The sequence below is a fragment of the Providencia sp. UF-183 genome (assembly GCF_058246155.1).
In genome coordinates this window covers 1-12,900 of record NZ_JBSICD010000017.1, presented here as the reverse complement: position 1 = coordinate 12,900, position 12,900 = coordinate 1, and the positions used below count along the sequence as shown (strand labels likewise).

Here is a 12,900-nt window from a genome sequence, read left to right as displayed (position 1 = left end):
AATAATGAAAAATTTAATTAACACCTTATTGATAATAAATAGTTTACTCACGAGTTTTTATACATACGCTGAAGATAATGTCATATTAAATTTCACCGGCAATATTAAAGCGGCCACCTGTAATATTTCTGGCGGTAACAATATTGACATTGATTTAAAGCGTTTGCCCATTGATGTTTTTAATGGTGCACAAACAGGTTCTACTTGGAATACGTTTAATATTAACTTAAATAACTGCTCGGCATTTGTGAACCAAATCAAACTGACCTTTACAGGTACGGCGGAAACTGGGGATGCCACCAGTAGTTTATATAAAAACTTAGGTACTGCAAAAAATGTCGCCGTGCAATTACAAAGTGATGATGGGGCAACGCCCTTAGGCAATTTAAAAGTTTTACAGGTACCACTTAATGGGCAATCAGATATTGCGATTCCATTGCGTACCCGTGCTTACAGCGCCGTGGGCAATGTGGTTCCGGGGTCAATTTTAGCCAATATTACCGCCACCATTACCTATTTATAAGAAAAGGAAAGAGATAGTGAAAAAAATCGCGCTTTCATTATTGTTGATATCTGGCCCCCTGTTTGCCGCCGACCAACAAATTTCAATCAATGTTCATGGTTATGTTACGGCAATGCCTTGTGAACTCGAAACCACAAACTACGTTATTGACCTGAAAAAAATTAATATCTGGAATATTCGGGATAGCCAACAATCCCCATGGGTGGATTTTTCGGTAAAATTAAAAAACTGCCCTGTTGCTACTAAAGAAGCCATTATGACCTTATCAGGTACGCCAGATACCACTATGCCAGACTATTTTATTAATAATGGTACAGCAAAAAATGTGGCATTAAATTTAACCGATAGGACCAATAAAACCACTATCAAAGATGGCTCTAAAATCACTATTCCTGTGAACAGCCAAACTCGCAGTGTGGAGTTTCCATTTTCTGCTCGTGTAGCGGGTTATGGCAGTGGTATGGAGCCCGGTTCATTTCGTAGCCATTTAGAGTTTAATTTTATCTACCATTAATTATTAATCGTAGTTTTAATATCCATTTAATTTTGATGTTCATTTAAAGATATATAATCTGTAGTCTGATCAATAAATTCATCAATATTTAAATTGATTTATTATCACTACTGTATATTAATAAACACCTAAATTTATATTTACGCCAACTAAGTAAATATAACTAAATAGCACCAATATATCAGGAGTTAGATTATGCCTCGTTGTTATCCTGTATCTGAAGTCATTGGTCATAAAATAAGAACATTAAGAAAAGAACAAGGACTTTCATTAATTAATGTTGCTCAAGAAATCGGCATTAGTGAACAACAGCAACTACGTTATGAGAAAGGTATTAATCGCATTTCGATTGACAGATTAAAGCAATATTCTGATTTTTTCGAAGTCAATATAATTTTATTTTTTCATTTTAGTGAACATGATAAAGAAAAGATAAAAAATATAGTTACTAATAAATTCTAAACTTATTTTCCGTCTGAACAACAAACAAATTAATCACATCAGGTAAGAACAGTTAATGAATAAAAAAACATCAAAAGTTATTGGCACTAAGATCCGCTTACTACGAAAAAACCACCAAATGAGTATTCAAGAGTTAAGTCAGCGATTAGGGATCAGCCAACAGCACCAATCACGTCATGAACTGGGGGAAATACGCATTCATGTTGATACGTTATTTCGTATTGCTGAAATCTTTGAGGTCAGCGTAGAAGAGCTCATGTCTGATTTTATCCCTCCGCCTGAAGAGCAAAGCCCTAAGTGCCAGTTCATCAATAAACAACTTATTGAAGCAGAGCTATTATTATCGCCTGAACCGCACTACTTCCTCTACAAATAGGTTAATTTCTCTTTATGATTAAAACCTAAAAATTAACGACTAAAATAAACATCTTCTATATCGTGATTTTTTTATTCTATAACCGTAATTATTTTTAGCAATAACGAAGATGTTTTTATAAAAACAATGTAATTAGACTATACTATTTTGAGCAACCATTTCAGATATTACAATATCAATTATTGATTTTCGTTATTTAGCTCGCTTTTCAAACAAAACCAAAATTTAACTTAAGATTAAAAACCCAAAAATCACATTATGCGAGAGGAATAAAATTTAAAAATCACGCTAAAATTATTACTGGGTTTTTATTTTTATTTAACTTTAGTAAATCATTAATGAAAAAATAAAATCATTCGATTTCATAATATAATTTCATTTCCTAACACATAATGTGTTTTCTGTTATAAAAAAACCAAAAATATAATTAAACCATTATTTAACACTATTTATTCGTTGACTTGTTTATTTGAAAAAATAACCACAAAATACTCTCCAATTGAGTACGCGGATATTTATCCCGCTCTCAATAACATCAAATAAAATATCTTCCTTGGAGAGTCATGAATGAAAAAGAATATCATCGCAACGTTAATTGCAGCGTCATCTATTTTTGCTATTAATAATGCATTGGCCGCTGACGGTACTATCGATTTTACTGGTGAAATCACAGATCAAGCATGTGAATTAGCCGCGGGTTCTGATGCATTAAAAGTAAACTTAGGGAAAGTTTCTAAAACGGCATTACCAAGCGCAGGAAGCACTGCTGCTGCCACTAAATTCACCATCAAATTAATTAACTGCCCAGCGACCGTCACAACTGCGTCAGTAAAATTCGATGCAGACTCCTATTTAGGTGATGACACCGTCATCAAACTGAAAGAAGAAGCGGGTGTAGCAACAGGCGTGGGTATCCAAATTACCGATGATGTGAACGCGATTGTCCCACTGTTTACTGCCTCTAAAAACTATCCTTTACAGCAAAATGTGGAAAATAATTTAGATTTTAGAGCGCGTTATATTGCTAAGTCTGACACTGTGACAACAGGTCCTGCTAACGGCACAGCAACGTTCACAATCAATTATAACTAATTGGACTTTAAGGTTTAAACGGACTTAAACCTTATTCCTGTATTACTGGGTGATAATATGAAACGCTTAATTTGTTTTTTTATGTCTTTATTCTTATTTATGCAAACAGCTAACGCGGGTGTGATTATTGGCGGTACTCGCGTTATTTATAATGAAGGGAATAAAGATGTCAGTATTAGTGTCGAAAACCCCGATAAAATTCCTTATTTAATTCAATCGTGGATTGATGGTATCGACGAGAAAAAACAATCAGATTTTACTATTACACCGCCATTATTTAGGTTAAATGCTGATAAAACCAATGCACTGCGTATCTTTTTAACGGCAAATACCTTACCCAAAGATAAAGAGTCTTTATTTTGGCTGAATATTAAAACCATTCCTGCCACCGAACGCACAGAAAACTCGTTGCAGATTGCCTTTAAAACACAAATGAAATTGATTTACCGCCCCTCAGCAATTAAAGATGTGAACTTTGAAGAACAACAAAAAAAGCTGATATGGTCTAAATCGGGTAATCAATTAACGGTAAAAAACCCAACACCGTATTTTATGAATTTCCAAAGCATCTCATTTAATGGCAAAAAAGCCAATGATGTTTCCTACGCTGCGCCCTTTTCTAGCGCGACTTTCGACATCAATGACAGCGCCGCTCACGGCACCGTGAAATGGGAAGTGATCAATGATTATGGCTCTGCCGCTGAGGCGTCTGAAGCAAAAATATAGCCCAATATCTTTGTAGGTTGTGAACATGAAAATAAATAAAATATGCCTTAGCCTATTCATTTATTTAGGCTATACGGTACCTTTGTACGCGGAAAACCCGGCCAACAATAATACGGCTGAGGGAAAAACATATTTTGACCCCGACTTTTTAGAGCTGCCCAATAAAGATGCGGTAGATTTAAGCCAATTTGAAAATAACCAACAATTAGCCGGCAGCTATTATGTCGATATTTATGTGAACACCAATTTAATTGGCGCAAAAAATTTAAAGTTCGATAAAAATAGTGACAATAAATTAGCCCCTTGTTTAACACTGGACGATTTAAAAAGTTTTGATATTAAAATTGCGGATTACCCTGAATTAAGTAACACACAAAATGGCTGTGTCAATTTAGCCATTATTCCTGATGCAAAAAGTGAATTTGATTTTGATTCTCAACGTTTATATCTGAGCATTCCACAAATCGCACTGGCGAAAAACCCACGGGGTTACGTGGACTTAGCGGATATTGATAATGGCATTACCGCCCTGCTGCTTAATTACAGCTACAGCGGGTCGAAAAATACTGACCGTAAAGGCGGCGAAGATACCACATCAAACTATGTGAACCTACGCCCAGGTATTAATATTGGGGCATGGCGCCTGCGTAACTACACCACATGGTCAAATAGCAGCGGGCAATCCAATAAGTGGGACACGATTTATACCTATGCTTCCCGAGGGATCAATAGCCTAAAAAGCCAGTTAACTCTTGGTGATAGTATATCGCCATCACAAGTGTTTGATAGCGTGCCATTTCGTGGTGCGCAGCTTGCCACTGATGACGATATGTACCCCGAAAGTTTACGTGGTTATGCCCCCGTCGTACGCGGAATAGCACGCAGCAATGCACAAGTTACCATTCGCCAAAATGGGTATACCATCTACCAAACGGACGTGGCTGCGGGGCCGTTTGAAATCAGCGATCTGTACCCAACAGGAAGCAGCGGTGACTTGCATGTGACGATAAAAGAGTCGAACGGCAGCGAGCAAGTACAAATCGTGCCATTTGCGTCACTCCCTGTATTACAACGCGAAGGGTATTTAGCTTACAGTGCTACCGCGGGGCAATATCGCTCTTATGATAGCAATGTAGATAAAACCAAATTTGGTCAATTTACTGTGGTTTATGGCTTACCCCATGGCGTGACTGCCTACGGTGGTAGCCAGTTAAGCGAAGATTATCAATCCTATTCAGTAGGTGCGGGGCAAAACTTAGGTCAATTTGGTGCGGTGTCTATTGACGTTACCCAGTCCTACGCTAAGTTGCGTAGTGACATCAAAGAACGCGGGCAATCCTACCGTTTTCGCTATAACAAAAACCTAAATGATATCGGTACCAATATAGCCTTAGCAGGTTATCGCTATTCCACAGAAGGGTTTTACAGCTTATCGGAAGTATTCGATACCTTCCGTGATACCAACTATGTACCTGAAATCGAACGCCGTCGTAATCGTGGTGAAATTACCTTGAGCCAAAATCTGGGGGATACTTACGGGTCAATTTCAGCGGGGTACGTCAACGAAGATTATTGGAACAGCGATCGAAAAACACAGTCTGCTACGCTGGGTTATAACAATAGCTGGCAAGGGATCAGCTATGGGCTGAACTATACCTATAACAAAAACACCAGCAGCTATTCATACACTACGGGAACGAAAAACCAGAGTGATGAAGACCACTTATTCACGTTCTCAGTCAATATTCCGTTTAGCTTGTTTGATGACACGGCGTACATCAACTTTGTCAGCAATCATAGCAGCCGTGACTCTAGCACAGGCAGCATGGGCGTTTCTGCATCTCAGCTTAACAATCGTTTGAATTGGAGTATGCAACAAGGCTTTACCAACCAAGAAACGGGAACAACAGGTAACTTGAATGCCTCCTATAAAGGGCAATACGGTGAAGTTTCTGGTGGTTCGGGTTACAGCAAAGATAACTATAACCTGTATTATGGGGTAAACGGCAGCTTAGTCGCACACTCGAACGGGTTAGTATTAGGGCAGCAGTTGGGTGAGACCGCCGCTATTGTGGAAATCCCGAATGCAGGGGATGTACCGATTATGAACCAAGCGGGCGTGGTGACGAATAACCAAGGTTATGCGTTAGTGCCGTACGTGACGGCTTACCGTAAAAATACCGTGGATATTGATACCTCAGCGTTACCCGACAATACCGAAATGGAGTTAACCAGCCAAACTGTCGCACCGAGCCGTGGTGCCTTAGTGAAAGCCAGCTTTGCGGCGAATGTTGGTTACCGTGCGATTATAGCGCTAACCTTTGCAAACGGTAAGCCAGTGCCATTTGGGGCGCAAGCCATCTTTAACGATAACAACCAATTAAATAGCTTAGTCGGCAATGACGGTGAAGTGTATTTATCCGGTTTAGCGGAAAGTGGCAACTTTATTATTCAATATAATGAGAAACAACAATGCCAAGTGAATTATAACTTAGCCGGTATTTCAGATTATATGGGTTTATATAAAACCACTGCAGTTTGCCGATAATAAGGAAATAGGTTATGAGAAAATTACTTTATCAATCAATATTAGCGGCTAGCTGTGTATATTTATATTCAGGGTATGCGAGTGCGGCTTGTACGCAAAATCCTAATTTCAGAAATATACAGGCTAATGTTCCATCTGCAACCTATAACCTTCAATATGATGATACTGCAGCGAGAGATCTTGGTTCGTTCAATGTACGTTACTTATCCGCTTCATCCACAAATACTTATGGTGAAAATACCAGTTGTGGTAATTCCTATTTACAAGGAAATTTTATCAATAGTTGGACGCCTAATAATTATATCGCACCTTCAAATATACCCGGAATTGGCATTACAGTTGCAACAGGGGGTATTGGTGGAGATTTTAATCGCCAGTTTGGACCTCAAGGTTCAGGGCAGTTAGGTTGGATTATCTATGATACTGTTTGGCATATTACAATCAAAAAAACTGGGCAAGTGACTAGCTCGGGTACAATTCGCTCAGGAAGCATTGCACAGCTAACCCAAACTAATAGTGGAGTATCAGGTACATGGTATTTAACAACTCTAAACATGCCTGCTAATGCCATTCGTATAAATGTATTAAGCTGCTCATTAAAAAGCCCTGTTCCGACAATTAACTTAGGTGATTGGTATGATACTCAATTCCCTACAGTTGGTAGCACCAGTACAGAAGTCGATATCCCCATTACTTTAACCTGTCTGGCAGGCACCAATATTAAAGCAACCATCAATGCAACCAGCGGTACCATTAATGCAGCACAAGGCCAATTAGCCTTGTCAGGGGGAGCAGATAAAGCCACAGGGGTTGCTATACAGATTGTCGATACCAATAAAAACCCTATCCCTTTAAACAGTAAACGAACCATCAGGGATAATGTCGCCGCAGGCGATTATATTTTCGGCTGGAAAGCGCGGTATATTAAAACTACCGATAAAATCACTCCAGGCCCTGCAAATGGCACTGCCACTATTAATATTCGCTATGAGTAGGAATAATTGTATGAAAAAAATATTACTCACTATTTTATCGATAAACTTACTTACCGTGCATTTATCCTCTTTTGCAGGTACGAATATTACTGTTAATTTCACCGGTAATATTAAAGCCGCTACCTGTAATATTTCTGGCGGTAATAATATTGATATTGATTTAAAGCAATTACCTGTAGATACATTTAATAATCCTCAAACAGGTTCTGCTTGGAAAAGCTTTAATATTAATTTAAATAACTGCTCGTCATTTGTAAACCAAATCAAACTGACCTTTACTGGCACTGCTGAAACAGGGGATACCACCAGTAGTTTATATAAAAACTTAGGTACCGCAAAAAATGTTGCTGTGCAATTACAAAGTAATAACGGTGTAACGCCCTTAGGTAATTTAAAAGTATTGCAGGTACCGCTAAATGGACAACCTGATATTGCAATCCCATTACGTACCCGTGCTTACAGTGCTGTGGGCAATGTGGTTCCGGGGTCAATTTTAGCCAATATTACCGCCACGATTACCTACTTATAAGTAAAGGAAGAAAATCATGAAAAAAATGATGCTTTCATTATTGCTGGTATCTAGCCCCTTGTTTGCAGCCGACCAGCAAATCAATATTAATGTTCATGGATATGTCACGGCAATGCCGTGTGAATTAGAAACCACAAACTATGTGATTGACCTGAAAAAAATTAATATCTGGAATATTCGTGATAGCCAGAAATCCCCTTGGGTCGATTTTTCAGTGAAATTAAAAAACTGCCCTGTGGCAACGAAAGAAGCAGTGATGACGTTATCTGGCACGCCAGATACCACCACTCCTGACTATTTTATTAATAATGGCACGGCAAAAAATGTTGCTTTAAATTTGGCTGGTGGCACCAGTAAAAACACCCTTAAAAATGGTGAAAAAATCACTATTCCTGTGAACAGCCAAACTCGCAGTGTGGAATTTCCTTTTTCCGCTCGTGTAGCTGGTTATGGCAGTGGTATGGAGCCAGGATCTTTTCGAAGTCATTTAGAATTTAATTTCACTTACAATTAACAACGTTAATGAATAATACGTTGTTATATTCCAAAGTAGAGGTGATAAATGCCTGAATATTATCCAGTATCTAGAATTATTGGAAATAAAATAACTTATTATCGAAAAATGAAAGGCATGTCCCTGCATGAACTTGCCAAAATAATTGGCGTTAGCGAACAGCAGCAGTCCCGTTATGAAAGAGGTGTTAATCGAATTAATCTGGATAGATTAAACCAATATGCAAATTTTTTCGAAACAGAACTCATTAATTTCTTTGATTTTTCAAATGAAGAAAAAATGAAAATAACTGAAACTTACTCATTAATGTATAAATAGCAATGAAAATCAAAAAAAGAATATTTAACTATAAAATACTGCCTACATTAATATTATTAAATGCAGGTTACGCGAATGCTGCTTGTATTCAAAACCCTAATTTAAACAATGTTGTGGTTAATGTGCCAGCAAGAACATATTCACTCCAATATGATGATACAGGAGCTCGCGATTTAGCGACTATTCAAGTCAATTTTAAGAGCTCACGAGTCAATACATTTTCTGGCCCAACGAGTAATGGTAAATGCGGGAATGCCTATTTATATGCTGATTATCTCAATGGTTGGGTACCAAATGGGAATAAAATTGCCGCCAGTAATATACCTGGCATCAGTATTCAAGTGAAAGCAACAGAAATCGGCCTCTTAAATACACGCTATGGGCCACCCACTGCAGACAACCCAGCCGCTTGGAGCCTCCCTAATCCATATTGGACGATTACTATCAAAAAAACAGGGCAAGTCACGCAAGCAGGTAGCTTAAAATCAGGGCTTGTTGGTAGATTAACACAGCGAAATCCAGCGCCACATAACAGTACTTGGAATCTCACATCGTTAAATATTCCGGCAAACGCAATAAAAATTAATGTATTACGGTGTTCGACAAAAGCCAACAGTTACAATGTTAACTTAGGGACGTGGCATGATACACAGTTTTCCAGCATTGGTAGTTTTAGCAACAGCTACAACATCCCTGTCACGCTAAGTTGTGCTGCGGGTACAAATCTAAAAGTCACTGTCTCAAGTAGTGCTGGGTATGTTGATACCAACACTGGGAAAATAAAGCTATCTGGTCAAGGCCAAGCAACAGGTGTGGCAATCCAGTTATTAGACAAAAATAGTAATCCGATAAAACTTAATTCAAAATTCACGTTACAAAACAATGTTGCAAATGGCGATTATAACTTCAATTGGAAAGCACGCTATGTTAAAACTGCAAATAAAATAACACCAGGCACGGCGAATAGCACAGCGACTATAAACATCATATATGAATAATCGAAATTATGCTCAATCTCTATTTGATTATTAATAAAAATTTTTTATATGATTCAAATAGTGAGCATTATGTTTCAAATTGGAATTAATTAAGTTAAATTTTAATATCAAGTTAGTTTTTTTTGAATTTTAATAATGAAAGCCTATTCTAATACCAATTACTCTTTGTTAGAGTAATAAATTAATATAAAAACCAATTTTATTTAAAATTCTTTTTTATGTCAAACTAGTCATTTTTTAATAGTCTTATCGATATAAAAGGAGTTTACTATGCAGAAAAATTACCCTGCATCAAAATTAGTCGGTCGTAAAATAACTTATTATCGAAAAATGAAAGGTATTCCATTATCTAAAATGGCTAATGATTTTGGAATTAGCGAACAACAACAATCAAGATACGAACGGGGAATCAATCGTATTAATTTAGATCGATTGGAACAATATGTTAATTACTTTGAAATTAACTTTTATGATTTAATTTCTAATAAAGATATAAAAGAATTAACGGAATTGGAATAAGTAAAAACATCCAACAGAATATTAATTAACTCTTTATTAAGGCACATTATGAGCAAAAAAATATCCACATCAGTAGGTGTAAAAATTAGGTCATTAAGGGAAAGTTACGGCATGAGTGGCAAAGAGCTCAGTGCTTTGTTAGGTATTAGCCAACAACATCAATCTCGCTATGAAAATGGGGAAGTAAATATCCATGTTGATACGCTATTCCAACTTTGCCAAATATTCGATATTGACCCTGCTTACTTTTTCTCTGACTATAACCCATTACATCATGCCAATAACGTTATTCATGACAAAAAAAGTTTCTATGAGGCCGAAACGCTTGTGTTTTAAAGCATGGCATTCAGATAAACTGCAAAATAACCCCGCCTAAGCCAGCTACATCATTGTACTGGCTTAACAATGTTGAGCCTCTTCTAATATCCATTGCTGGAAAATATTCATTGCTGAAGTCATCGGCTTTGACTTTAAACGGCTTAGCCAATAACCGCCCAATGTGACCCCAATATCAAAAGGTTGTACCAGTGTTCCCGCGCTAATTTCGTGCTCAAACATACAGCTTGGCACTAATGCAACACTATCCGTTAATATTGCAGCCTCAACCATTAAGCGCGAGGAGTCAAACACGGGCCCTTTCACTCGCCATGGCTCGACTTGTGCAGTAAGAAACCACTTTTCCCACTCATCTTTACGATAAGAGCGCAGTAAATTGTGATCTTTTAAATCCAGTGGTGATGCTAAATTGACAGCGACTTTTTCTGTGCATAGCACTGTATGGGAAGTCGAAAATAAAGGTGTATTTTCCACTAATGGCCATAAGCCTTCCCCAAAGCGGATGGCAAAATCAACACCCTCTGCCGCCAAATTGACCACGTTATTGTGGGTCATAATACGCAAATCAATATAGGGATATAAGTTAGAAAACTTGCTTAAACGGGGTAACAACCAGCCGACAGCAAAGGTACCTACCACCGAAATACTCAGCACTTCATGGTAATGGCCATCTTCAAATTGCGTTAGCAATGACTCAATTTGATCAAAAGAACGGCTCAATACGGGTAAAAGTGCCAAGCCCTCATCTGTCAGCGCTAAGCCTCGTGATAAGCGAATAAATAATTCCAAACCTAATTGCTCTTCTAACAAGCGAACTTGCTGGCTCACCGCAGCTTGGGTCACATTCAATTCCAGCCCCGCTCGCGTAAAACTTAAATGCCGCGCAGACGCTTCAAATGCGCGAAGTGCATTCAGTGGAAGGCGATGACGATAATTTCCTGACATAAGATTTTCTTTTAGCTCATCGAATTTTATATCGTTTTAAAAAGTAATTTAAAACACGCATACTCTTGCTCAATAACTACTTGAGCGGGGTAATTGTGATATTACGGCAGTTATCCGTCACACAGAAGTACTTTTCAAAATCGGTTAGCAATAACTTAAACTTTTACTTAATTGGACAACTCTATGAAAAATATTCTTCGTCAGGGGCGGATTTTTGTCGCTCTTAGTTTGGCTTTTACAACTCTTTCAGCGAACGCATTAAGCCAACAGGATGTCGATAGCATCATTAAACCGTTGATGAAACAACAAGGTATTCCGGGGATGTCCGTTGCTATCTCTATGGAGGGCAAACGCTATATTTACCACTATGGCGTACAATCCAAACAAAACCAAGAACCTGTCAACGATAATACACTATTTGAAATTGGCTCTTTGTCTAAAACCTTCACCGCGACTTTGGCTGCTTATGCACAAGTACAGGGTAAATTAGATTTTTCACAAAAAGTAAGCCACTATCTGCCTGAATTAAAAGGCTCTGCATTTGACCATATTACGGTAATGAACCTTGCAACCCATACATCAGGTTTATCCTTGTTTGTTCCTGATACAATTACAAATTTAACGGAATTAACCCATTATTACCAAAATTGGATCCCTGAAAAAGCGATTGGCCAGTTTCGTTCATACTCTAATTTAGGGACCGGTTTATTAGGTATTGTGACAGCAAAACAGTTAAAAATGCCTTTCGAACAAGCCATGGAAAAATTGATGCTGCCTTCCCTTGGCCTCAAGCACACGTATATTCATGTGCCAAAGAACCAGCAAAAAAATTATGCACAAGGCTACAATAAAAAAGACCAACCTGTACGAGTCACTCCGCAAATTTTAGATGCGCAAGCTTATGGTTTAAAATCAAACGCGAAGGATTTAATTCGTTTTCTTGAAATTAATATGCAAACGGTAAAAGTGGCAAAATCGTGGCAAGAAGCGGTGGAAGATACCCATACTGGGTTATATTTAACCGATTCATTTGTACAAGATATGATGTGGGAAAGCTACCCATGGCCAGTATCGCTTTCGCAATTACAGCAAGGCAACCGCGATGAGATGGCATTACAGCCACAAAAAGTGGACGCTATTCAGCCCGCATTACCACCAGAAACCCGTGCTTTTTATAATAAAACGGGCTCAACCAATGGCTTTGCCACTTACGCGGTATTTATCCCTGAAGAGCAAGTCGCGGTGGTGCTCCTTGCCAATAAATGGTATCCGATCCCTGACCGCATTAATGCCGTTTATCAGCTAATTGAAAAGATTGATAACCAGAATTGATGCGGTAATTCAATTACCTGAATAGTTCAAGTGGTGGCTAGGCGGCAATGGGAAGCATACATAAATATGTGACCCAAGTAGCCGAGTACAGCCAACCCCCCACCGCATGAAGGATAACAACCATTTAATTTTCTAAATCATTCGCGCTGTGGCTAGGCGGCAAAATGAGGATA

16 protein-coding genes are annotated in these 12,900 nt (G+C 38.2%); 15 read left to right on the top strand and 1 reads right to left on the bottom strand.

Going from position 1 to position 12,900, the window contains the following annotated elements:
* Positions 1–4 precede the first annotated feature (4 nt).
* From AC4IFT_RS15455 to AC4IFT_RS15390, 14 genes are all read left to right on the top strand, one after another.
* Positions 5–523: a fimbrial protein gene (locus tag AC4IFT_RS15455; RefSeq protein ID WP_490751772.1), complete on the top strand. Its 519-nt coding sequence runs from the start codon at positions 5–7 to the stop codon at positions 521–523.
* 16 nt (positions 524–539) lie between these two features.
* Positions 540–1,037: a fimbrial protein gene (locus AC4IFT_RS15450; RefSeq protein ID WP_490751770.1), complete on the top strand. Its 498-nt coding sequence runs from the start codon at positions 540–542 to the stop codon at positions 1,035–1,037.
* 195 nt (positions 1,038–1,232) lie between these two features.
* Positions 1,233–1,499, top strand: coding sequence for a helix-turn-helix domain-containing protein (locus tag AC4IFT_RS15445; RefSeq protein WP_490737783.1), 267 nt, complete (start codon positions 1,233–1,235; stop codon positions 1,497–1,499).
* A 55-nt stretch (positions 1,500–1,554) separates the two neighbouring features.
* Positions 1,555–1,875, top strand: a complete 321-nt coding sequence (locus AC4IFT_RS15440; RefSeq protein ID WP_490737785.1) for a helix-turn-helix domain-containing protein — start codon at positions 1,555–1,557, stop codon at positions 1,873–1,875.
* 567 nt (positions 1,876–2,442) lie between these two features.
* A complete protein-coding gene (locus tag AC4IFT_RS15435) occupies positions 2,443–2,967 on the top strand; it encodes a fimbrial protein (protein ID WP_490751768.1) in 525 nt (174 codons plus the stop codon).
* Positions 2,968–3,024: 57 nt separating this feature from the next.
* A complete protein-coding gene (locus AC4IFT_RS15430; protein WP_490751766.1) occupies positions 3,025–3,693 on the top strand; it encodes a fimbrial biogenesis chaperone in 669 nt (222 codons plus the stop codon).
* 25 nt (positions 3,694–3,718) lie between these two features.
* Positions 3,719–6,241: a fimbria/pilus outer membrane usher protein gene (locus AC4IFT_RS15425; RefSeq protein ID WP_490751765.1), complete on the top strand. Its 2,523-nt coding sequence runs from the start codon at positions 3,719–3,721 to the stop codon at positions 6,239–6,241.
* A 14-nt stretch (positions 6,242–6,255) separates the two neighbouring features.
* Positions 6,256–7,236 (top strand): fimbrial protein, encoded by a 981-nt coding sequence (locus tag AC4IFT_RS15420; protein WP_490751763.1) that lies wholly within the window; start codon positions 6,256–6,258, stop codon positions 7,234–7,236.
* A 10-nt stretch (positions 7,237–7,246) separates the two neighbouring features.
* A complete protein-coding gene (locus AC4IFT_RS15415) occupies positions 7,247–7,765 on the top strand; it encodes a fimbrial protein (RefSeq protein WP_490751761.1) in 519 nt (172 codons plus the stop codon).
* A 16-nt stretch (positions 7,766–7,781) separates the two neighbouring features.
* Positions 7,782–8,279 (top strand): fimbrial protein, encoded by a 498-nt coding sequence (locus AC4IFT_RS15410; protein ID WP_490737717.1) that lies wholly within the window; start codon positions 7,782–7,784, stop codon positions 8,277–8,279.
* A gap of 48 nt (positions 8,280–8,327) precedes the next feature.
* Positions 8,328–8,597, top strand: coding sequence for a helix-turn-helix domain-containing protein (locus AC4IFT_RS15405; protein WP_490737719.1), 270 nt, complete (start codon positions 8,328–8,330; stop codon positions 8,595–8,597).
* Between the two features lie 2 nt (positions 8,598–8,599).
* Positions 8,600–9,595: a fimbrial protein gene (locus tag AC4IFT_RS15400; protein ID WP_490737721.1), complete on the top strand. Its 996-nt coding sequence runs from the start codon at positions 8,600–8,602 to the stop codon at positions 9,593–9,595.
* A 270-nt stretch (positions 9,596–9,865) separates the two neighbouring features.
* Positions 9,866–10,114 (top strand): helix-turn-helix domain-containing protein, encoded by a 249-nt coding sequence (locus tag AC4IFT_RS15395; protein ID WP_490737723.1) that lies wholly within the window; start codon positions 9,866–9,868, stop codon positions 10,112–10,114.
* Positions 10,115–10,162: 48 nt separating this feature from the next.
* Positions 10,163–10,450, top strand: a complete 288-nt coding sequence (locus AC4IFT_RS15390; protein WP_219245374.1) for a helix-turn-helix domain-containing protein — start codon at positions 10,163–10,165, stop codon at positions 10,448–10,450.
* Between the two features lie 63 nt (positions 10,451–10,513).
* On the opposite strand, the gene AC4IFT_RS15385 is transcribed toward AC4IFT_RS15390, so the two are convergent.
* Positions 10,514–11,395 carry a LysR substrate-binding domain-containing protein gene (locus AC4IFT_RS15385; protein ID WP_490751759.1) on the bottom strand — a complete coding sequence of 294 codons (882 nt, stop codon included), beginning with the start codon at positions 11,393–11,395 and terminating at the stop codon, positions 10,514–10,516.
* 192 nt (positions 11,396–11,587) lie between these two features.
* Between AC4IFT_RS15385 and ampC the strand changes: the two genes are divergently transcribed.
* On the top strand, positions 11,588–12,727 hold the full coding sequence (ampC, locus tag AC4IFT_RS15380; protein ID WP_490737728.1) for a class C beta-lactamase: 1,140 nt from the start codon (positions 11,588–11,590) through the stop codon (positions 12,725–12,727).
* Positions 12,728–12,900: the final 173 nt, after the last annotated feature.